The 21,527-nt window shown below is 32.8% G+C and carries 20 protein-coding genes, 18 tRNA genes and 1 riboswitch; of the genes, 6 read left to right on the top strand and 32 right to left on the bottom strand.

Annotated features, from left to right (window positions below):
- Positions 1 to 107: 107 nt before the first annotated feature.
- Positions 108 to 232, top strand: a riboswitch (FMN riboswitch).
- Between the two features lie 172 nt (positions 233 to 404).
- Genes ribD through ribH form a run of 4 tightly spaced genes read left to right on the top strand, consistent with a single transcriptional unit; the run spans position 405 to position 3,714 of the window.
- On the top strand, positions 405 to 1,475 hold the full coding sequence (gene ribD, locus ACO6OL_RS01925) for a bifunctional diaminohydroxyphosphoribosylaminopyrimidine deaminase/5-amino-6-(5-phosphoribosylamino)uracil reductase RibD (protein ID WP_485501930.1): 1,071 nt from the start codon (positions 405 to 407) through the stop codon (positions 1,473 to 1,475).
- Positions 1,460 to 2,071 (top strand): riboflavin synthase, encoded by a 612-nt coding sequence (locus tag ACO6OL_RS01920; protein WP_314160479.1) that lies wholly within the window; start codon positions 1,460 to 1,462, stop codon positions 2,069 to 2,071. Before ribD ends, ACO6OL_RS01920 begins: the two co-directional genes overlap by 16 nt.
- Positions 2,064 to 3,239 carry a GTP cyclohydrolase II gene (ribA, locus tag ACO6OL_RS01915; protein WP_314160478.1) on the top strand — a complete coding sequence of 392 codons (1,176 nt, stop codon included), beginning with the start codon at positions 2,064 to 2,066 and terminating at the stop codon, positions 3,237 to 3,239. The genes ACO6OL_RS01920 and ribA overlap by 8 nt, the downstream gene beginning before the upstream one ends.
- A gap of 13 nt (positions 3,240 to 3,252) precedes the next feature.
- Positions 3,253 to 3,714 carry a 6,7-dimethyl-8-ribityllumazine synthase gene (gene ribH / locus ACO6OL_RS01910; RefSeq protein ID WP_004263049.1) on the top strand — a complete coding sequence of 154 codons (462 nt, stop codon included), beginning with the start codon at positions 3,253 to 3,255 and terminating at the stop codon, positions 3,712 to 3,714.
- Between the two features lie 160 nt (positions 3,715 to 3,874).
- On the opposite strand, the gene ACO6OL_RS01905 is transcribed toward ribH, so the two are convergent.
- From ACO6OL_RS01905 to tyrS, 7 genes are all read right to left on the bottom strand, one after another.
- The gene (locus tag ACO6OL_RS01905) at positions 3,875 to 4,753 is read right to left on the bottom strand and encodes an RluA family pseudouridine synthase (RefSeq protein WP_314160476.1); all 879 of its coding nucleotides are present in this window, start codon (positions 4,751 to 4,753) and stop codon (positions 3,875 to 3,877) included.
- Entirely contained in the window at positions 4,746 to 5,558 is an 813-nt protein-coding gene (locus ACO6OL_RS01900) for an NAD kinase (protein ID WP_314160475.1), read from the bottom strand. Before ACO6OL_RS01900 ends, ACO6OL_RS01905 begins: the two co-directional genes overlap by 8 nt.
- On the bottom strand, positions 5,539 to 6,105 hold the full coding sequence (locus tag ACO6OL_RS01895) for a DUF402 domain-containing protein (protein ID WP_314396044.1): 567 nt from the start codon (positions 6,103 to 6,105) through the stop codon (positions 5,539 to 5,541). Before ACO6OL_RS01895 ends, ACO6OL_RS01900 begins: the two co-directional genes overlap by 20 nt.
- A gap of 183 nt (positions 6,106 to 6,288) precedes the next feature.
- The gene (locus tag ACO6OL_RS01890) at positions 6,289 to 6,606 is read right to left on the bottom strand and encodes a metal-sulfur cluster assembly factor (RefSeq protein WP_314396046.1); all 318 of its coding nucleotides are present in this window, start codon (positions 6,604 to 6,606) and stop codon (positions 6,289 to 6,291) included.
- 22 nt (positions 6,607 to 6,628) lie between these two features.
- Positions 6,629 to 7,672 carry a hypothetical protein gene (locus ACO6OL_RS01885; protein WP_485501929.1) on the bottom strand — a complete coding sequence of 348 codons (1,044 nt, stop codon included), beginning with the start codon at positions 7,670 to 7,672 and terminating at the stop codon, positions 6,629 to 6,631.
- A gap of 17 nt (positions 7,673 to 7,689) precedes the next feature.
- Positions 7,690 to 8,364 (bottom strand): ribose-5-phosphate isomerase RpiA, encoded by a 675-nt coding sequence (rpiA, locus tag ACO6OL_RS01880; protein WP_485501928.1) that lies wholly within the window; start codon positions 8,362 to 8,364, stop codon positions 7,690 to 7,692.
- Between the two features lie 36 nt (positions 8,365 to 8,400).
- Positions 8,401 to 9,654 carry a tyrosine--tRNA ligase gene (gene tyrS / locus ACO6OL_RS01875; protein WP_485501927.1) on the bottom strand — a complete coding sequence of 418 codons (1,254 nt, stop codon included), beginning with the start codon at positions 9,652 to 9,654 and terminating at the stop codon, positions 8,401 to 8,403.
- A gap of 472 nt (positions 9,655 to 10,126) precedes the next feature.
- On the opposite strand from tyrS, the gene ACO6OL_RS01870 reads away from it, so the two are divergent.
- Positions 10,127 to 12,469: a transglycosylase domain-containing protein gene (locus ACO6OL_RS01870; protein WP_485501926.1), complete on the top strand. Its 2,343-nt coding sequence runs from the start codon at positions 10,127 to 10,129 to the stop codon at positions 12,467 to 12,469.
- Between the two features lie 69 nt (positions 12,470 to 12,538).
- Here ACO6OL_RS01870 and ACO6OL_RS01865 read toward each other — a convergent pair whose 3' ends face one another.
- Both ACO6OL_RS01865 and ychF read right to left on the bottom strand, forming a co-directional pair.
- The gene (locus tag ACO6OL_RS01865; protein WP_485501925.1) at positions 12,539 to 13,825 is read right to left on the bottom strand and encodes a DUF6792 domain-containing protein; all 1,287 of its coding nucleotides are present in this window, start codon (positions 13,823 to 13,825) and stop codon (positions 12,539 to 12,541) included.
- A 107-nt stretch (positions 13,826 to 13,932) separates the two neighbouring features.
- On the bottom strand, positions 13,933 to 15,033 hold the full coding sequence (gene ychF / locus ACO6OL_RS01860; protein ID WP_314086613.1) for a redox-regulated ATPase YchF: 1,101 nt from the start codon (positions 15,031 to 15,033) through the stop codon (positions 13,933 to 13,935).
- Between the two features lie 477 nt (positions 15,034 to 15,510).
- On the opposite strand from ychF, the gene ACO6OL_RS01855 reads away from it, so the two are divergent.
- A complete protein-coding gene (locus tag ACO6OL_RS01855) occupies positions 15,511 to 16,059 on the top strand; it encodes a TVP38/TMEM64 family protein (protein WP_485501924.1) in 549 nt (182 codons plus the stop codon).
- Between the two features lie 47 nt (positions 16,060 to 16,106).
- On the opposite strand, the gene ACO6OL_RS01850 is transcribed toward ACO6OL_RS01855, so the two are convergent.
- The 23 genes from ACO6OL_RS01850 to ACO6OL_RS01740 form a co-directional block, all read right to left on the bottom strand.
- Complete coding sequence (locus ACO6OL_RS01850) at positions 16,107 to 16,292, bottom strand: DUF951 domain-containing protein (RefSeq protein ID WP_003143961.1); 186 nt, start codon at positions 16,290 to 16,292, stop codon at positions 16,107 to 16,109.
- An 11-nt stretch (positions 16,293 to 16,303) separates the two neighbouring features.
- The gene (locus ACO6OL_RS01845; RefSeq protein ID WP_485501923.1) at positions 16,304 to 17,167 is read right to left on the bottom strand and encodes a mechanosensitive ion channel family protein; all 864 of its coding nucleotides are present in this window, start codon (positions 17,165 to 17,167) and stop codon (positions 16,304 to 16,306) included.
- A 2-nt stretch (positions 17,168 to 17,169) separates the two neighbouring features.
- Positions 17,170 to 18,030: a ParB/RepB/Spo0J family partition protein gene (locus ACO6OL_RS01840; RefSeq protein ID WP_314161095.1), complete on the bottom strand. Its 861-nt coding sequence runs from the start codon at positions 18,028 to 18,030 to the stop codon at positions 17,170 to 17,172.
- A complete protein-coding gene (locus tag ACO6OL_RS01835) occupies positions 18,023 to 18,781 on the bottom strand; it encodes a ParA family protein (RefSeq protein WP_314161094.1) in 759 nt (252 codons plus the stop codon). Before ACO6OL_RS01835 ends, ACO6OL_RS01840 begins: the two co-directional genes overlap by 8 nt.
- A complete protein-coding gene (locus ACO6OL_RS01830; protein ID WP_314161093.1) occupies positions 18,759 to 19,643 on the bottom strand; it encodes a ParB/RepB/Spo0J family partition protein in 885 nt (294 codons plus the stop codon). Before ACO6OL_RS01830 ends, ACO6OL_RS01835 begins: the two co-directional genes overlap by 23 nt.
- Positions 19,644 to 19,834: 191 nt before the next feature.
- Positions 19,835 to 19,905 (bottom strand) — tRNA-Trp (locus ACO6OL_RS01825).
- Between the two features lie 5 nt (positions 19,906 to 19,910).
- Positions 19,911 to 19,994 (bottom strand) — tRNA-Tyr (locus ACO6OL_RS01820).
- Positions 19,995 to 20,008: 14 nt separating this feature from the next.
- Positions 20,009 to 20,081: transfer RNA gene (locus tag ACO6OL_RS01815), tRNA-Thr, on the bottom strand.
- Positions 20,082 to 20,085: 4 nt separating this feature from the next.
- Positions 20,086 to 20,161 (bottom strand) — tRNA-Phe (locus ACO6OL_RS01810).
- Between the two features lie 25 nt (positions 20,162 to 20,186).
- A tRNA-Asp gene (locus ACO6OL_RS01805) sits at positions 20,187 to 20,262 on the bottom strand.
- 12 nt (positions 20,263 to 20,274) lie between these two features.
- Positions 20,275 to 20,348 (bottom strand) — tRNA-Met (locus tag ACO6OL_RS01800).
- A gap of 10 nt (positions 20,349 to 20,358) precedes the next feature.
- A tRNA-Ser gene (locus ACO6OL_RS01795) sits at positions 20,359 to 20,451 on the bottom strand.
- An 8-nt stretch (positions 20,452 to 20,459) separates the two neighbouring features.
- Positions 20,460 to 20,536 (bottom strand) — tRNA-Ile (locus ACO6OL_RS01790).
- Positions 20,537 to 20,564: 28 nt separating this feature from the next.
- Positions 20,565 to 20,641 (bottom strand) — tRNA-Met (locus ACO6OL_RS01785).
- Between the two features lie 27 nt (positions 20,642 to 20,668).
- Positions 20,669 to 20,744, bottom strand: a tRNA-Ala gene (locus tag ACO6OL_RS01780).
- Between the two features lie 29 nt (positions 20,745 to 20,773).
- Positions 20,774 to 20,850 (bottom strand) — tRNA-Pro (locus tag ACO6OL_RS01775).
- A gap of 10 nt (positions 20,851 to 20,860) precedes the next feature.
- Positions 20,861 to 20,937, bottom strand: a tRNA-Arg gene (locus ACO6OL_RS01770).
- A gap of 8 nt (positions 20,938 to 20,945) precedes the next feature.
- Positions 20,946 to 21,032, bottom strand: a tRNA-Leu gene (locus tag ACO6OL_RS01765).
- 14 nt (positions 21,033 to 21,046) lie between these two features.
- Positions 21,047 to 21,121 (bottom strand) — tRNA-Gly (locus ACO6OL_RS01760).
- A gap of 13 nt (positions 21,122 to 21,134) precedes the next feature.
- Positions 21,135 to 21,219: transfer RNA gene (locus ACO6OL_RS01755), tRNA-Leu, on the bottom strand.
- 7 nt (positions 21,220 to 21,226) lie between these two features.
- Positions 21,227 to 21,302, bottom strand: a tRNA-Lys gene (locus tag ACO6OL_RS01750).
- Positions 21,303 to 21,312: 10 nt separating this feature from the next.
- Positions 21,313 to 21,388 (bottom strand) — tRNA-Thr (locus tag ACO6OL_RS01745).
- A gap of 5 nt (positions 21,389 to 21,393) precedes the next feature.
- A tRNA-Val gene (locus ACO6OL_RS01740) sits at positions 21,394 to 21,469 on the bottom strand.
- Between the last annotated feature and the right edge of the window lie 58 nt (positions 21,470 to 21,527).

Here is a 21,527-nt window from a genome sequence, read left to right as displayed (position 1 = left end):
TAAATTAAACAAAACTATCACATTGTATATTTTATATTTTGTGATAGTTTTTATTTTTTATCATTGACAATCGTTTTCATTAGTGTTAATATTAATTCATGAATTAAATATTTCTTCGGGGTCGGGTGAAAGTCCCAACCGGCGGTGACTAGTTTACTAGAAGTCCGTGAGCGCAAGCTGATCTGGTGAGATTCCAGAACCGACAGTAAAGTCTGGATGGGAGAAGAAATTAGTAACATTAGGATAAAAACACCTAATGCTTTATTGAGAATATTTTTATAGCCTATAGTGTATCTAAGAGCACTAAGGTCTATTAACCGAATATAAAACTAACCATCAATCCCGATTAAATTTGAACTTCAAATGTAATTGGGATTTTTATTATTTAGAAAGGAGTTGATAATATGCATGAATATTTTATGAAACTTGCACTTCTTGAAGCTAAGCGTGGTGCTAAATACACACATACTAACCCTTTGGTAGGAGCAATTATTGTGAAAGATAATGAAATTATAGCACGGGGTTCGCATCTTCGCTATGGGTGTGAACACGCTGAAAAAAATGCAATTTCTACTTGCGAAACTCCTGAAAAATTATTTAATTCAACACTTTACGTCACTTTAGAACCTTGTAATCATAAAGGTAAACAACCACCTTGTACAGATGCTATCGTAGAAATGGGTATCTCTAAGGTAGTTGTTGCTCAATTAGATCCTAATCCTATTGTTAGCGGAAAAGGAATTAAATATTTGCAAGATAATGGTATAGAAGTAATAACCGGTATCCTTGAAAAAGAGGCTTACAATTTAAACTACGCTTATAATCTATTTCATAGTAAAAAAAGACCTTATATAGTTTTAAAACAAGCCACTAGTCTCGATGGAAAACTAGCCTTTACCAACGAAAGAACTCAAATTACCGGTAAAGAAGTCTATGATTTTGTCAGAAGTGAAAGAGATAATTATCAAGTAATTCTCGTAGGCGCAAAAACTGTGTTAATAGACAATCCTACATTACTTGGTGCTAATACATCCCTTTTCCCACCAAAAAGAATTGTACTAGATGCTGAGGGGTCTATCTTTGAAAAGAGTAATCTTAATTTATTTAATAATAGTTCATCTGAAGTTATAATTTTTACAAAAGTTAAACACGAAAACTTACCCTCACATGTGACTCTCATTAAACCTAAAGAATTCAGCATAAAAGAAATTTTATCAGAAATCGGAAAACTCGGTATTCAATCAGTTTATGTTGAAGGTGGACCGAGCATTCATGATCAATTTTTAGCTAGCGGTTATTGGGATGAAGTCATAACCTATGTCTCCCCTACTCTTTTGGGTGGAAATAACATTTCATCATTCACTAGCAATAGGATAACAAATGAAAAAATACAACTTCACGATACTAAGATTACTAAACTTGGTGAAGATATACGTATCTCAGGAAGGAGAGTTTCTCAATGTTTACAGGATTAATAAAAGAGCAAGGTAAAATAGTAAAAATTATTAAATCTAGTCATAGTATAAAACTGACTATTCAAGCAAGTAAGAATTTACTAGAAACATACAAAATTGGTGATAGTATGGCGGTAAACGGCGTATGTCTAACATGTGTTCAAAAAAGTTCATCGCAGTTCACTGTAGATATTATGCCAGAGACTTATAAAAGAACCACATTTAAAGATTTAAAAATAAATGATGCTGTGAACTTAGAACCTGCAATGGGACATTCAGACAGATTTGAAGGTCATATTGTTTCGGGACATAGTGATGGTTTAGCACAGTTAGCAGCAAGGCAAAAAGATGAAAATGCCATTCTACTTACTTTTTCTTATCCAGGTAAATTCCAAGGTGAAATTATAAACCAAGGTTCGATTACTATTAATGGGATAAGTTTAACAGTAGTAACTTGTGATAACAACAAATTTACAGTGTCGCTAATTCCACATACAGCTAAGCATACAAACTTAGAAAAATTAAAAATTGGTGATAGTGTAAATATAGAAACAGATATACTAGCGAAATATATTAAAGCTCAATTAAAACTATTTGGAGGAAAGTTTAATGATTAATAACGTAAGACAAGCAATAGAAGATTTAAAAGCTGGAAAATTAATCGTTCTTATTGATGATGATGACAGAGAAGCTGAAGGAGATTTAGTAGGAATAGCTGAACTAGTTACTGGTGAAACTGTTAACTTTATGGCAAAACATGCACGTGGTTTAATTTGCGCACCAGTTTCAACTGAGATTGCAAAAAGATTAAATCTACACTCTATGTTAGATAAAAATACAGATCCACACCAGACTGCGTTTACAGTTAGCGTTGACCATAAAACATCAACTACGGGAATATCAGCTTTTGAAAGAGCAACAACCATAAAAGAATTAGCAAATCCGAATTCTAAACCAGAGGATTTCAATAGACCTGGTCATATGTTCCCACTTATCGGTCGTGATGGTGGAATTAAAGTTCGTCGCGGACACACAGAAGCAAGTTTAGATTTAGCAAGATTAGCTAATAGTACAGAAGCTACATATATCTGTGAAATTATGAATGAAGATGGAACTATGGCTAGAAGAGATGACTTGTATGAATTCGCTAAAAAATGGAATTTAACAGTCGTGGATTTAGATGAGTTAACACGTTTTTTGTCATTTAACGACAGCGTGAAAGTAAAGTTACCAACAGAATTTGGAGATTTTGATTTACAGCTGTTCGAAGACGAATTTAATAAAGAACACCTAATTATTAGCAAAGGTGATTTAACTTCTGAAGAACCATTATTAATACGAGTTCACTCAGAGTGTTTAACTGGAGATGTCTTCACTTCTCATAGATGTGACTGCGGTGAACAACTACATGCAGCACTTCAAAAAATTTCCGACTTAGGTCGTGGGGCTGTTCTCTATCTACGACAAGAAGGACGTGGAATAGGATTAAGAAATAAACTTCTTGCCTATCAACTGCAAGAGCAAGGGGTTGATACTTACGAAGCTAATGTACAGCTAGGATTCGCTCCCGATGAAAGGGATTATACTATAGCCGTGGACATACTTGATTACTTAGGTATTAAATCGGTAAAACTTCTTACAAATAATCCTGATAAAGTAGAACAACTAAGTTCTTTAGGAATAAATGTAGTAGACCGTGTTCCAATAAATATAAAACCACAAAAAGAAAATAAATACTATTTACAAACAAAAAAAATTAAATTTAATCATTTATTAGATATATAAGGAGAATATTATTATGACAACATTTGAAGGAAAATTTATAGGAAAAGATATTAAAGTAGCGATTGTAGTAGCTCGCTTTAACGAATTTATTACTTCTAAATTATTAGGTGGAGCTAAAGACACACTTATTAGAAACGAAGTAAAAGAAGAAAATATCGATGTTTACTGGGTTCCAGGAGCTTTTGAAATTCCATTTATCACTAAAAAATTAGTAGCTACAAATAAATACGATGGCGTTATTACATTAGGAAGTGTTATTCGTGGAAGTACTAGTCACTATGACCTAGTTTGTAATGAAGTTGCAAAAGGTGTTGGTCACATTAGTCTTAATAGTGATATCCCTGTTATGTTCGGAGTAATAACTACTGAAGACATCGATCAAGCTATTGAAAGAGCGGGATCAAAAGCAGGAAACAAAGGTAGCGATTGCGCCCAAGGTCTTCTTGAGATGATAGATTTAACTAAACAGATTTAAGAGATTAAACTTAATTACTATACTGAAGTCAAATCAGAGAGCGTAAATAAAACTCTGTACATTCTTTATGTTAATCAAAATTTGATAATTTATATCTTTACGAAATTTGTTAATATAACAAACTCGAGGCATGAAAAAATTTTCTCCATACCTCGAGTTTTTATTTGTTTATAATAACATTAGTCATATCATTAGGCAAATCTACTCTAACATTTATCATCTCGTCAGTTATAGGATGGATAAATGCTAAGTTGCTACAATGAAGCGATTGACGGGGTATTAATCTCATATCTCCACCATACAATCCATCGCCAAGGAGTGAATAGCCTCTATATTTCATATGTACCCTTATCTGGTGCGTTCTACCTGTGTAAAGTTTTAGTTTGACAACACTGATATCTTTGTCTGAAATATACTCTTCTAACCAGTATTCAGTCTTAGCGAATTCTCCACCTTCACCTACTTCTCGTTCTATAATGCTAGAACTTACTCGTCGGATAGGCGCTTCAATAATTTCGTTATTTTTTACTTTTCCATTTACCAAGGCAGTATAATACTTATCTATCTCCATATTACTAAACAATGCATGAACATGTCTGTGTTTGGCAATTAATACCAATCCCGAAGTGTTTTTATCTAGACGTGTAACAATATGAGGAATTGTATTAATCTTTTTCTTTTTAAAATAATAATTTACTCTCTCAAGAAGTGACTCATCCTCAAGATTTCTAGATGGTATTGAGGGTAAATTAATCTCTTTATTTACAATTAAGAAGTAAGGATCCTCATAAACAATATCAATAGGCTTATCTATAAATCTAACAACTTCACTAAAATTTTCACTAGGTAAAGTAATCTCTATAATGTCATTTATCTTCAAAAGATATCTAACATTCTCTTCTCTACCATTTACCTTTATACTCCCATCACTATCAAACTTTATTCTTGTTAAAGTTTTTCTGGAAATATTATTCGCTAATAGAAACTCCCTTAAAACTTGTTCTTCTCGAATTGTATATTTTAAAATAATATTAGTCATTTTTTATAAATGATCTCTTCACTCGTTGCCAAAAGCTATCTTCATTATAACGAATAAAAGAAACCTTTTTATCCTTTGCTAAAGTTATTTTTATTTTGGCTACACTATCATAATTATAATGCATGTGATCTACTGTAATACGATGATTTTCCGGTCTCATAGGTTTAATCATAAGCTCATCATTTTGAGATAAGATTAATGGATTCCCTAGTGTTCTATAAACAAGATTATTTAAAGCTGCAATTTCTGTTACCTGATACAATGGTAATTGCGGATGAATTACAGCACCACCTAAGCTCTTATTATAAGCTGTAGAACCTGTCGGCGTACTTATACATAAACCATCCCCTCTAAAACTTTCAAAGTGAACACCATTAATATAAACTTTCGCCGCATAAGTTACTCCTGTATGATTGTTTACAGTCACTTCATTTAAAGAATAATAATCAGAAACCAAATCTCCATTAGAGCAATATGCTTTTACTCTTAACAATGGATATTCTTCAATCTTTGGAGTTAACGCTAACATATCAAAGAATATTTTTTCATAGTTTTGTGCAGAATAATCTGTATAAAACCCTAAATGCCCTGTATGAATTGATAAAAATTTTACCGTATCTAACTTATCCATATATTTATTAAAAGTACGAAGTACAGTCCCATCTCCACCAATCGCAAAAACATAATCAGGATTTTCCTTATCTTCTATCATTTTACTCGATAATAGAAAGTCCTTCAGTTGTAATCCTATTTTTTCTGAAATCTCGTCATGTCTTACTTCTACACTAAATTTTCCTTGTAACATTTTGATCTTCACCCATTATTTTTTCATAATTTTCTAACCACACATCTGCAAAATCTGGTGCAAGCGCTCCTTGATTTTTATCAATCCATTCTTGAAGTTTATTCACGTTATATTTCAAAATTTTATCTATTTTTTCTCCATATTTATAGCGAACTTTATTCTGATTATATTCGTCTTCATCAAGTAAGAAATACTTTCCATCAGGATATTTCTTTATATCTAAATCATAATCTATGTATTTCACTCCATCTACATCATATGCAAATGGACTACTTAAATTAGAATAATAATGTACCCCATCTTCCCTAAACATACAAATTATGTTAAACCAGCATTCATTATGAAAATATACTAAAGCTACTTCTTTAGTGACCCAGGTTCTTCCATCATTTTCTGTGACAAGTGTTCTATTGTTAGCTAAAATTAGAACTTGTTCATCCGCTTCTAGCACAACATTTTTATGCCAAATTCTATGTATTGAACCATCATGTTTATATGCTATTATTTTTACTACATCGCCCTTTTTAGGTCTTTCTCCTCTGTACATAGTTCCTCCTTTCATACTCTTTTTTAATGTCTTTTTAATTATAACATATTTAATATATTTCATTCTACTCTAATAACAATTTTTTTATAAATTTCTCTATCCATTTTCTATAAATAATATTAAAAAAGCAACTTCAAAATTTTTCTTAGATTCAATTTTGAAATTGCTTTTTATATTTATATTCTATTCGTAATCTATTACTCCAAGAGCAATCTTAGCATAACGTGACATTCTATCTTTTGTCCAAGCCGGTTCCCATACTATGTTGACGTCTACTGATTCTATCTCATCAACACCTAACATCGCTGTCTCAACTTGTTCGATGATAATCGGTGCTAGAGGGCATCCCATTGATGTTAGCGTCATATCAACGATTGCATGCTTATTATCGTCACTCATCTTAACATCATACACTAATCCTAAATTCATAATATCGATACCAAGCTCAGGGTCTATTACATTTTCTAATGCTTCTATCACTCTATCTTTTAATGTTTCCATTTCTTACACCTCTTCCTTATTCTTAAAAATCATATTCTACTTCTTTTCCGTATTTCTCTTTTAATGTTTTTCCTAATTCAGTAATATCTGCTATTGCACCATTATAATGTGAACACATTCTTATTACTTCATTTGATTCAAAATATCTATGAATCATCGCTGTATAGCCAACAATTATATTTTTCGAATCTCTCACATCGCTAAAAGTAATCTTCGAAAATCCTGATAATAGTTCAAAATTAAAGACCCCATCATAGAATATTAATGCATCTTTATATATCAAAACTTTTAAATTTTTATTTATATATTTTGCTTCTCTCAATAAAATATCTATATCATACTCTGTCTCTAGATATTCAATAAATAACTCTTCATATTCAATTCTAGACTTTCTAATACCTTTTATTATAGATCTAATTAAAAATAATGTAGCCAAAACTACAACTACAGTCAAGCCATAAATGCTTAAATAATATAAATTACCAGGTACTTTTATATAAACATTAAAAATAAAAGGTTTTTCTTGTAATCTACTTTTAAAATTAGCTGTTGCTCTGTTTGTTTCAAATTCTTTAACTACATCTGATATTCTATCGTTAATCAAAGAACTATGTTTTTCAACAGCCTGAAATTTGTATAACAATTCAGAAGAAATATTAGTTCTTCCTTTACTTCCTTTTTCTCCTATTACATCAATACGAGAATAAATATTTTTATCTTTCAGATTTATTATTTTACCCTCTGGAACATCACTACTTTGAATTAATTTCTTAATATCTTCTTGTGTAGCCTTTAATATTACAAAACCATGTTCGTGTTGAACCATATAAAATTTTTCATCGTTAGCTAGTTTTTCGTCTACTATATCCAGTTCTTCAAGAGCCTCTAATTTAATATAAGTAAATCCAGAATAATTCCCTGTGAATTGATCACCTTCAGTATATAACGTTTCAGCAGATTTTGTGTAGCTATTATACGAAGCTCTAATGGCGATTAAACTAACAAAAACCAAGATTATAGCCAAGAATATTTTTAACCTTGTCCCTCTTAAATAACTCTTCCTCATAACTTTCCTTCACACCCTTAATTATTTGGATTTTCTATAATTACAGCTCCCTGTTCTGTTCCTTTAATACATAGTTTGCACATGTTTAAAAATAAACCATGCTCTACTACTCCAACTATACTTTCTAGTTTTTCTTTTACAGCTTTAATATCAAATCCGTAACCTAAGTGTAAATCTACAATATAATTATTGTTGTCAGTTATAAGAGTAGCTCCATCTTTTAATCTTAACACTGGTTTTAGTCCCACTTCTTCCATTTTTCTTATAGTATGACTATAACCAAATGGCAATATCTCTACAGGTAGGTTGAAGTTACCAAGTTTTTCTACATCTTTACTCTCATCATAAATCCAGATTACTTCACGAGCAATATCGGCAACTATTTTTTCTCTAAATAACGCTGCTCCTCCACCTTTTATCGCATTGAAGTTCTTATCGATTTCATCTACACCATCAACAGCAAGGTCAATATGATCAATTTCTTCTAGTTCTTTGATTGTAAGACCAAGACTTTTAGCTAATTCCACAGTTTGAATAGAAGTTGATACCATTTCAACATTCAAACCTTCTTTTACTTTATCAGCTAGCGCATGAACAAAATAGAATACAGTCGAACCTGTCCCTAAACCAACGATCGTACCATCTTTTACATATTCTACAGCCTTTTTACCAACAACTTCTTTTAGATTCATTTCGGTTCCCCTCTTTATGTATATGTTACTTTTAAATTATTTATATTCTACTAATAGATATTTCTTCTTACCACGTCTAAGTACTGTAAATCCATCTTCTAATCTGTCTTTAGTATCTACAACATAGTCTAAATCTGTAATTTTATCCCCGTTCACATAAACAGCTCCATTATTTACATCTTCACGAGCTTGACGTTTTGATTGAACTAAATTACTTTCAACTAGGAAATCTACGATATTGTATTCTTTTTTCTCTAATTCAGATTTCGGCATTCCTTTAACAGCTGCTTTTAATTCATCGTGAGTTAGTTCTTTAATGTTTCCTGAGAATAATGCTTTTGTAATGTTTAATGCACTTTCTAATGCTTTTTCACCATGAACAATTTTCACCATTTCTTCAGCTAATGCTTTTTGAGCAAGACGTAAGTGTGGTTCTTTTTCTGAGCTTTCTTTTAACGCTTCAATTTGATCTTTTTCTAAGAATGTGAATTTCTTAAGAGCTGGTACTACTTCTGTATCCGCAGTGTTGAACCAGAATTGGTAGAATTCATAAGGTGTCGTTTGTTCTGGGTCTAACCATACTGCTCCACCTGTAGATTTACCAAATTTAGTTCCATCAGATTTAAGCATCAATGGAATAGTAAATCCGTATGCTTCAACATCCCCACGAAGTTTTCTCATGATTTCTAGACCAGTAGTAATGTTACCCCATTGGTCTGAACCACCAATTTGTAATTTAACATTGTGGTATTCATTTAAGTATGCATAGTCAATACCTTGTAGTATAGTATAACTAAATTCTGTAAATGATAATCCGTTATCTAGACGGCTTGAAATTGAATCCTTCGCTAGTAAATAGTTGATGTTTACTAATTTTCCATAGTCACGTAAAAATTCGATCATAGAAAGTTTTCCTAACCAGTCACGGTTATTTACGAATTCGATATTGTCATCTCCACGGAAAATATTACGAAGTTGTGCTTCAAGACGACGAGCATTATCTTCAATTACTTCAAGGCTTTGTAATTGACGCTCTTCGCTTCTTCCTGATGGGTCTCCGATAATACCAGTTCCTCCACCTACTAAAATAACAGGTTTATGCCCATGCTGTTGAAATCTTTTTAATGTTAAAAATGGTAGTAAGTGCCCTATGTGTAATGAATTACCAGTTGGATCTGTGCCACAGTAGATTGATACACTTTCTTTTTCTAATAATTCTTTAATTCCTTCTTCATCTGTTTGTTGATAAACTAAATCTCTATATTTTAAATCTTCTAATAATTTACTCATTAAAATACCTCCATAACAATTTTAATACACTTATCTCAATTATATCATATTTTTATTTTTTGTTTTATATTTTTCTTATATTTTAAAAACAAACTAATAAATTCTTAGGGAAATTTCTATAGAAAAAACTAGAATCTATCATTAAAAACAAACAACTCCCCTAACCTAACTTCTAATTAAAAATATGGGAATGACTCAAAAATCGAAATTTTGGATAAATCGATTTGTCGAGTCACCTTCCGCAGTGATTTATTATATATATAAGGAGCTTTTATGAAGCGAATTTAGATATCAATAAGCCTCTGCGTCTATGAGTTCTTATACAAACTTTTTCTGAAATTTGGAATTTTTGGGCACGCTCCTTACTCTAAAAATTAACTATATATCCTCCACACCCCTAGCATATAATTTAGTTTTTCCTGTAAAATTATGATATAATAAAGGTTATAGTATGCAATCTAAGGAGATTTCAATGAAAAACAAGAAGATACTAACTTCTATAACGCAATCCCTCCTTCTTTCAACTGGACTTCTACTTAGTCTAAGTGCGGGGCTTGCTATTGGTTATGTGGGTGGCTTAGTTAAAGATCAACCTGTCTTAACTCAAAAAGAAATGAAAGATCAAATTAATAATATTAGTAAAAACAGTGAGGTTTACTTCGGAAGTGGAGAGAAATTAGGTACTATTAATTCCGAACTAATTAGAAGAACTGTTTCTTATGATGAATTAGGTGATAATGTAAAAAATGCGATAATTGCAAGTGAAGATTCAAACTTTTATTCAAACAATGGGGTTGACATCTTCGCTATTATGCGTGCCTCTCTTAGTGAAGTAACAGGAGCAAAAACAACAGGTGGTAGTACTATAACTCAGCAATTAGTAAAAAACCAACTTCTTGATAATTCAAGATCTTATGAAAGAAAAGCAAAAGAAATATTACTGGCACTTCGTGTAGATAGTCATTTTTCTAAAAATGAAATCCTTGAAAATTACCTAAATGTTGCACCATTTGGAAAAAATAGTTTAGGGCAAAACATCAGTGGAATCGAAACTGCAGCACAGGGAGTTTTTGGTGTTCACTCTAAAGATTTAAACATAGCTCAAGCTGCATATCTTGTAGGTTTTGTCCAATCACCATACAAGTACACACCATTTGATTCAGCTGGAAATATTAGATCAAATGAAGAACTTCAAGCTGGATTTGAACGACAACAATATGTATTAGAGCGTATGCTTTCAAATAATTTTATAACTAAAGCGCAACTCGAAGAAGCAAAAAAATTCGATATTAAAGGTGCATTCACAAAACAAAAATATTCTGAATACACAGATTATCCTTTTATTCGTGACGAAGTTACTAGTTCAGTTGCAGAAATATTAGCCGAGCAAACCGCTGCTAAAAATCATAAAGAAGAAACATTCAAAAACAATGCAGAATATAGAAATGATTTAATTGAAAAAAGCAGAATTAAATTCATAACTGGTGGTTATAAAGTAAAAACTACACTTGATAAAAAACTTTACGATACTCTTCAAGAAACGAAAAAACAATTCGCTTCTTATCCAACGTACACTCAGGGTGGTGTTGTTTATCCATTAGAAATTGGAGCATCGGTCATTGAAAACAGTACTGGTAAAGTATTAGCGTTTATCGGTGGTATGGACTACAAAAAACAACAACTTAACCACGCTACAAGAACTCGTCGTTCACCAGGTTCTACAATCAAACCACTATTAGTTTATGGACCAGCTATCGATAAAGGTTACATTACTCCTAACTCAACAGTTTTAGATAAGAGATTTAACCACTATGGTTGGAAACCTGAGAACTATGACATGTCTGAGCGTGGATATCTACCTGCTAGAGAAGCTTTAGCTAGATCTCTTAACTTACCTACCGTAAGGCTATACTCTGCATTTTATAAAGAGGATCCTGTCACAAATTACCTAGAGAAAATGGGTGTTGAAGGCCTTACAGAAAGTGATAAAACTTACTTAGCTACTGCCATTGGTGGTATGACATATGGTCTATCTGTTACTGAGAATACTAGTGCCTTTTCTACTTTTGCAAATAAAGGTGAACATAAAAAAGCACATATTATCGAAGAAATAGAAAATAACGATGGAGAACTAGTTTATAAAGCTGATTTCTCTCCAGTTAAAGTATTTGAAGAATCTACAAGTTATCTAATCGTCAATATGCTTGGGGACGTAATCAATAAGAGCTACGGTTTATCTCATGATATGCCAAGTAAACTTAAATTCAATTCTAAAAACTTATTTGTAAAAACAGGGACTTCTGAGTATTATAATGACCTATGGGTTGTTGGTGGTTCTACAAAAATAACTGTTGGTCTATGGAATGGATACGATAGTCCAGCAAAAGTACCAAGTTATGACTATGCTCAAAGAAGCTGGGTTGCAGTTATGAATGCCATTTACGCACTTGATAAAAACTTAATCGCACCAGATACTGCCTTTAGCCGACCTAGCTCAGTTGTTGATGCAAGTATCAACGGTTATAACAATGCAAAAGGTGGTACAAAAGATATAGTTCCAAATGGCTTTAAAGAACTTTCTAAAGAAAAAACATTAGCGAAGTTTGGTTATAATATCGATAAGGGTATTTCATTTAGCGATCCTTCAAAAGTCGTTGTAACAAAACCTGTTCAAAAAGAAGAGAAGAAAGACGACAAAGACAAAAAGGATAAAAAAGAAGAGAAAGAAGAGAAAGAAGAGCGTACAGTAACAATTACTGAAACTCCTCCTCCAATCTTAAAACCAACTGTTATTACAGAGGAAGACGAAGAATAACAAAAAAAGAGGATTGAACATATAAAGTTCAATCCTCTTTTTTATTTATTTTTATTATTTAAGCGGGTCTTACTCTCCTAACGCATCGTATAAAGCTGGAAGATCGTGCGCTTTTGCTATTTTTCCCCAATTTCCTACATCATCTAAACCATTTGCATGAGTTACAGTATAAATAACTTTAGTTAATGTATAAAACTCCTGTAATGGTTTTAATAAATTCTTAAGATTTGATTTATTTACATCACTCATTAACTTCTCATAAAGAGTTGTAGCTTTTTTACTATCAGTACAATTTATTACATCATCAGGTATAATACCTGCATGCGCCAAGTACAATAAGTAATTATAAACAGCCTTAAATGTCCTATATGAATCTGTAATTCCTACTTCACTAGATGCTTTTATTCCTTTCTTATAAGAGAAATTACTGATTTGTTGTTGAATTGGATTTTTAATTTTTTCAATCAATAATCCTATAAATTCATCTGTTACCTGTTTTTGATTCTCTACAACATTATCGGGAGTAATATTTTTCTCCAATAATCTATTATAAAAATCACAGAAAATTTTATCTAATTCATACGTATCTTCTTCTGTCAGATACTCTTCAGGTGCTACAAAATTCTTAATTAGCGCGGGAAATTCTATAGTTTTTCCTACATGAAATGTCCCTACCGTCATATTTAATGATTGAATAAAATCATTTTTTCTTACAAAATTATATATATGATGAGCATTTTTTGCATAATAATTAGAAGTGAATTCTTGGAGTTTATTAGTCGCTTCTAAATCTTTTTCTAAAAAATACTCTTCTAATTTTTTATTATATTTTTTATCATATTTTCTTAATTGTTTCAACTGTGGTAATGCTGTATTGAATGTATAAACTCGCTGGTATATTTTCTTAAGTAGTTCTACGGTGATAGCTAAATGACCACCAAGAGAATGGCCAGCTGCAACTTTATAGCACACATCAAAGTCTAGAATCTTTCTTTTTAAAAATTTATTAAAGTGACAGGCTGAATCAATCTGGCTAGTGTTTTCACCAGAGACTATTCCTGTATAATTATAAAACCAATCGCTAATGTCTTCACTCTCACTACCTCTATAAATAACAAGAAGTTCTTTAAGTTCTGGTATATAGATTGCTGTCGCTTGAAATCCATTTTTCGTAATCTTTGGAATTGATATTCCACTATTATATACTTCAATATCTTCAAATGTTTTCCCAGTTATATCTTTTATAATTCTTTTTATTTTATATTCTACTGTACTCTGTTTCTTATTTCCTTTAATTAAATAATCATACTCCGCTAATTTCGCTATAAGCAGAGGATTATGGAAAAATCTTAACATCGTCAAATCACCTCTTTTATATAAAAATAATTATATCATATTTTATAGAGAATATAAAAATTCTATATCTTCCCATGTAATGAGAAAATATAGAATTTTATTAAATATTATACATTGAATCTGAATAACATGATGTCGCCGTCTTTTACTTCGTATTCTTTACCTTCAAGACGTACACGACCAGCTTCTTTAGCTTTTGGCATACTTCCGTATTCAACTAAGTCATCATAGCTTACAGTTTCAGCACGGATAAATCCTCGTTCGAAATCAGAGTGGATAATTCCGGCACATTCAGGAGCTAACATACCTTTTTTGAATGTCCATGCACGTACTTCTTGGACACCAGCTGTGAAGTATGTTGCTAATCCTAGAAGACTGTAACTTGCTTTGATTAATTTATCTAATCCACTTTCATCGATTCCTAACTCTTCAAGGAACATTGCTTTTTCTTCATCTTCTAACGAAGCCATTTCTTCTTCGATTTTTGCACAAACTACGATTACTTGGCTTCCTTCACTTGCAGCAAATTCACGCACGCTTGCTACGTGTTTGTTAGAATCAACGTCTAGTAAATCATCTTCACTTACGTTAGCAACATAAAGCATAGGTTTCATCGTTAATAAATGTAATCCTTTTGCGATTTTTTGCTCTTCTTTATCTAATTCTAAAAGTCTAGCTGGTTTTTCTTCTTTAAGAATATCACGTACTTTAGAAAGTACTGCAAATTCTGCAACAGCATCTTTATCTTTTTGTTTTGCTTGTTTTTCAACACGTCCGATACGTTTTTCAACGCTTTCTAAGTCTGCTAAGATTAACTCTAAGTTAATAACTTCGATATCGTATAATGGATCTACTCCACCAGCAACGTGGGTAATGTTTTCATCTTCAAAACATCTAACAACTTGACAAATTGCATCTACTTCACGAATGTGACTTAAGAATTTATTTCCTAGTCCTTCTCCTTTAGATGCACCTTTTACGATACCAGCAATGTCTGTAAATTCGAATGATGTTGGTACTGTTTTTTTAGGTTCTACTAATTCTGTTAATTTATTTAATCTGTGGTCTGGTACCTCTACAATTCCTACGTTTGGATCAATTGTTGCGAAAGGATAGTTCGCCGCTAATGCTCCTGCTTTTGTAATTGCGTTAAAAAGTGTACTTTTTCCTACGTTTGGTAATCCTACTATTCCGGCTGTTAATGCCATAGTATTAATCACTCCTTTTCTTCATTAATTTCTTATATTACTTAGGCCTTGCCTACTCAACTTAACTATTATAACATAAAACACGAAACTTATCATTTAATATTATGCTATTTGAAAATATTTTGTTAATAATCATTAATTTTATCTATTGGTATATAAAAAGATACTAACTATTAAAAAAGTACGTACTTTACAAAAAATATTTTGATATGTAAAATATATTACGAGGATTGACCTAAAAGTCCTAAATTTTAAAAAAGTGTATACGATAACTCATAGACGCAGTGATTTATTGATATCTAAATTTACTTTTTAAAAGCTTTTTAGGTATCTAATAAACTGTGCGGGGGAGACTCGACAAAATCTTGTTTCTCTTAAGAAATCACGATTTTTGAGTCACTCTCTTTTAGTTTTTATTCGCTTATTTCCCTAGCTTTATGATATAATAAGAATATTATTTTATCAGAAGGAGGAACTATGCAAGATTTTATAGCACAATTTGGTAGCTTTGCACCTATAGTCTTTTTAATACTAGCATCTGTATTACCAATATTTTTATTCCCACCAGGGATATTCTCTGCAATTGGTGGTTATTTATTTGGTTTTACTCATGGTTTTATCCTTTCGATAATTTCATCGATAATCTATACTAGTGTGATGTTTCTTATCTCAAGATACTTCGCAAGTGACTACGTTGAAAAATACTTAGCTAAAAAACTATCGAAAAAACAATATGATACAATTTTCAATATAAGTGAAAATAAACTAACAATATTTCTAATAATCTATAGATTAATTCCTGTTCTTCCAAACAGTGTTATCTGTTACTCATATGGTCTAACTAGAATATCATTTAAAAAATATTTCATCGGTAATATTATAGGACTGATTCCTGGAAAAATGATTTGGCTACACTTTGGTACAACTCTAAACAATATCGGAAGCGTGGAATTCTTATACGGAATAATTATTGTTTTAGCTTTTGTCTTTATCAGTTCTAAAGTAGCAAAGCGATTTAATAAATAAACATAAAAGCTAGTGATTCTATTTAAAGATTCACTAGCTTTTTCATATTATGAATTTTTTTCAACTATTTTTTTAATTTTTTTGTTAAACTCACGTCTTGGCATCATTATGTTATTATCACACTTTAGGCATTTTATCTTTATATCTGCCCCCATACGTGTAATTTGCCATCTATTTGTGCCACAAGGGTGTTGTTTTTTCATTTCAACTATGTCATTTAATTCATATTCCATAATCCAACCTCCTATTTTTCTTCATTTGATGTTAATGAAGATTTAAACTCTTTATAGAAATCACGTCTTAATCTCGTTTCAATATCATTTTTCTTTCCGACTTTAGCTTTTCCAATAACATGTATCGTAACAACATTATCTGCGATTTTTTCTATATAATCGATGTGTAATTTATCATTTTTATATAATAAATCATGATATTCTTTAGAGTTATTAGCATTGCCTATTACTTTATTAACTCTCTCTTCAATTTTTTCAATAGACTCATCAATCTTAATTGGTAGTTCTACTAATGCTAAATTGTACATTAACGAATAATTTACAACCTGATTAATCGTTCCATTCGGAATGAAGTATACTTCACCATCTTTAGAACGAATTTTCGTAGAACGTAATCCAAGTGACATTACATAACCTCCAGCGATAAATGCAGCTTGATTATAAATCTTGACATTATCACCTACATCAAATTGACCTTCAAGGATGATAAAAAAGCCAGATATAATATCTTTAACTAAACTCTGTGCACCAAATCCAATCGCAACTGATGCAATACCAGCACTAGCCACAATACTCGTAGTATTAACTCCTAAGATTGATAAAACTTGGAAAAATGCAATAAAGTATATTGTATAACGAACTGCACTTTTAACAAGTTTGTTCAATGTTTCTGATCTTTTCTCATTAAACTTGATATTAAATTTTTTATTAGTATTATCTCTCGGTGTCATTATGTAATCAGTAATTCCACTAAATATACGAACAACTATTGAAGCAACAACAAAAATACATAAAATTAATAATATTTTCTCTAAAACTGTAATTAATAAATCAGTATTCTTAATTATAGCGTGTATTTTTTCAACAAAATTCATAATTATTCTTCCTTGAATAATGAAATAATACGTTCAAATTCATCATTATCTTTGAACTCAATTTCAATCTTACCTTTTTTATTACGACCTTGTTTAATCGTTACCGCTGTTCCAAGACGTTTTTTAAGAATATTTTCTTGTTCTTCTATAAAAATATCCTTAACCTTAGGTTTCTTAACCTCTTTTGGTTTCAATAACTTCGTTACATATTCTTCTAACTCACGAACAGACATCTTTCTTTCAATTACTAAAGTACAGACATCTTCCATAGCTTTTTTAGTTTTTAATGCAAGTAACGTTCTCGCATGAGCCGTACTTATAACCCCTTGCTCAAGTTTATTTTTAATTTCTGTTGGTAACTTTAATAGTCGTAAACTATTTGCTATATACGGTCTACTTTTCCCAAGTTTCTTAGCCAATTCTTCTTGGGTTAATGACATTTTGTCCATCAGATTTTTATAGCTTTCTGACTCTTCTAAAGCAGATAAATCTTCACGTTGTAAGTTTTCTAACACTGCAAAGACCATCATTTCTTCATCTGTCATCTCTTTAACAATAGAAGGGATCTCTTTTCTGCCTAATAGTTCAAAAGCTCTATAACGACGCTCACCTGCTATAATATAATAACCTTTTACAGCTTTTTTTACGATAATAGGTTGTAATAAACCATTTTTTTCGATAGATTCTTTTAATTCATTTAATTTTTCTTCATTAAAATAAGTACGTGGTTGATATGGATTCTTTTTAATCTCATCAAGTGCAATTCCCACTATTTTATCATTATCTGTAACTAACTCAACATTTTCTGTAGCAAAAATAGCATCAAGTCCACGTCCTAAACCTTTACCTAATTTCTTAACCACGTTCAATCACCTCTTTAGCTAGAGATAAATATTGTTTTGCTCCGTTAGAATTTTTTGCATATTCAATAATTGGTTCACCAAAACTTGGCGCTTCGCTTAGACGTACAGTTCTTGAAATAACTGTTTCGAATGCTTTGTCTTTGAAATGCTCTCTTACTTGTTCTGCTACTTGATTAGATATATTTGTTCTGCTATCAGTCATAGTAAGTAATACCCCAAAAATATCCAATTTAGAATTAAGATGTTTTCTTACTATATTAAATGTATTCATAAGCTGACTAAGGCCTTCTAAGGCATAATATTCCGTCTGTACGGGGATTACTACTCCATCAGCTGCAGTTAGTGAATTTAACGTAATAAGACCTAAAGATGGAGGACAATCGATTACTACATAATCATACTCTTCTTTAATTTCAGATATTGCATTTTTCATGCGTTGCTCACGACTAATTGCTGAAACAAGCTCAACTTCTGCACCTGCTAATGCAATACTAGAAGGCACAATATCAAGATTTTCATAAGCTGTTTTAATTATTACATCATTAATATTAACTTCATCTACAAGGATATTATAGATTGACTGACTTATAGCTGCTTTATCTACACCAACACCACTTGTGGCATTCGCCTGTGGATCTGTATCAATTAATAGTACTTTCTTTTTAAGATGAGCTAAAGAAGCTGCTAAATTTATTGAAGTAGTCGTTTTTCCTACTCCACCTTTTTGATTACATATCGCTAATATTTTCATCTTTTACCTCATTTTTGGCAAAGCGTGGAACAGTAACTTTAATAACCACACTATCCATATTTTCTTCTTCTTCTTTATTAAGACTAACATTATATTTTTCTTCTAATTTTGCTATTTCTTTTGTAAGTTTAGCAATAACTTTCTGACCATCATAATTAACTCCAGTATTGAAAACTTTTATATCTTTTTTTATTTTTAGATACGTATCAATCTTTTCTTCAGTTTGAGAAACATTCAAATTCTGTGATAAAATCTGAACTAATAATTTCTCTTGAGCAGAAGCATCTAATTTTACCATAGCACGACCATGACGTTCAGTAATTTTCTTAGTATTAATAGCATCTATAACCTTTTTACTGAGCTTTAATAAACGAAGTTTATTTGCTACAGTTGCTTGTGTTTTCCCTAAGGATTTAGCTAGCTCATCTTGTGTAAGTTTATTTATTTGCAGTAATTCCTGATAAGCATACGCCTCTTCAATTGGTGTTAATTCTTCCCTCTGAATATTTTCAATTAATGCAAGGGTAGCCATTTGCTCGTCCGTTAACTCTTTGACTATGGCTTTTGTTTTTACATACTGCAAATATTTGATAGCTCTAAGACGACGTTCTCCTGCGATAAGCTCATAGAAGCCATCTCCTATATCACGTACAGTAATAGATTGAAGTAACCCATTTTGTTTAATTGATTCAGCTAGTTCTTGTATCTTCTCTTCTGTAAACTCTCTTCGTGGTTGATATTTATTCGGTACAATCTTCTCAACTAAAATCTCTCTGAGTACATCATCATCTGAAATCCCCACTTTCTCTGCTCTTTGTGTTAAATCATATAGCTTACTAAATGGTTTTACACTTTCTGTCATATTTTACCTCCTAGAACCTTTTCTACACTTATACAATATCATATTTAAAAACTTTTGTCAAAAATATTTCCCGATATATACTATCTCATAAGGCTATTAAATTAGTACTTTGAAAGAATATTTCCGGAACAAAGTAGATATTATATTAAAGACAATAAAAAAAGTGTAACCATAAATGATTACACCTTGTACAGGGACGGCAGGAATCGAACCCACACCAAAGGTTTTGGAGACCTTTGTTCTACCGTTAAACTACGTCCCTAAGAATGGTGGGAAGAAGTGGATTCGAACCACTGAACCCGAAGGAGCGGATTTACAGTCCGCCGCGTTTAGCCTCTTCGCTATCTTCCCTAAATATAAAAAAATGCCGGCCAGAGGACTTGAACCCCCGACCTACTGATTACAAGTCAGTTGCTCTACCAACTGAGCTAGGCCGGCAACATGGTGCCTCGAGACAGAGTCGAACTGCCGACACATGGAGCTTCAATCCATTGCTCTACCAACTGAGCTATCGAGGCATTATTTAATTTTTACATAAAAAAATGGCGGTCCCGACGGGAATCGAACCCGCGATCTCCTGCGTGACAGGCAGGCGTGATAACCGCTACACCACGGGACCTAGTATTAAAAATTGCGGGAGATGGATTTGAACCATCGACCTTTGGGTTATGAGCCCAACGAGCTGCCAGACTGCTCCATCCCGCGATAATAAAAATGGAGGAGGAAAGGGGATTCGAACCCCTGCGAGCTTTTACACTCCTGTCGGTTTTCAAGACCGATCCCTTCAGCCGGACTTGGGTATTCCTCCTTAATTAATGGTGGACTCTGCAGGACTCGAACCTGCGACCGATCGGTTATGAGCCGATAGCTCTAACCAACTGAGCTAAGAGTCCGTGTTCCTGTGAATTCACTAACTATTATTGGTGGCGGCAGAGGGGATCGAACCCCCGACCTTACGGGTATGAACCGTACGCTCTAGCCAGCTGAGCTACGCCGCCAATAAAGGCTAAATTCATTATTTAAAATGGTGGAGCCTAGCGGGATCGAACCGCTGACCTCCTGCGTGCAAAGCAGGCGCTCTCCCAGCTGAGCTAAGGCCCCATATTAATAATGTTTATATACTTTTTCAATGGTCGGGAAGACAGGATTCGAACCTGCGACCCCTTGGTCCCAAACCAAGTGCTCTACCAAGCTGAGCTACTTCCCGTGATTTTAAATGGCGCGCCCAAGAGGAGTCGAACCCCTAACCTTTTGATCCGTAGTCAAACGCTCTATCCAATTGAGCTATGGGCGCTAATATAATGGTGCCGAGGACCGGAATCGAACCGGTACGGTATTGCTACCGCAGGATTTTAAGTCCTGTGCGTCTGCCAGTTCCGCCACCCCGGCACTATATTAACTATTGGAGCGAAAGACGGGATTTGAACCCGCGACCCTCACCTTGGCAAGGTGATGTTCTACCCCTGAACTACTTTCGCGAATATCTAGAAATGGTGCGGGTGAAGGGAGTCGAACCCCCACGCCGTGAGGCGCTAGATCCTAAGTCTAGTGCGTCTGCCAATTCCGCCACACCCGCAAAAGAATGGTGAGCCATGAAGGACTCGAACCTTCGACCCTTTGATTAAAAGTCAAATGCTCTACCAACTGAGCTAATGGCTCTAAATTTAAATGGTGCCGGCCAGAGGACTTGAACCCCCGACCTACTGATTACAAGTCAGTTGCTCTACCAACTGAGCTAGGCCGGCATAAATGGTGGAGGTTAACGGGATCGAACCGCTGACCCCTTGCTTGTAAGGCAAGTGCTCTCCCAGCTGAGCTAAACCTCCATATCAAAAGCCTGGCAACGTTCTAGTCTCACAGGGCGTAAGCCCAACTACATTCGAC

This window comes from Gemella sp. (assembly GCF_057272915.1).
The sequence above is the reverse complement of the archived record's forward strand: the minus strand, read 5'-3'. Positions and strand labels throughout refer to the sequence as shown.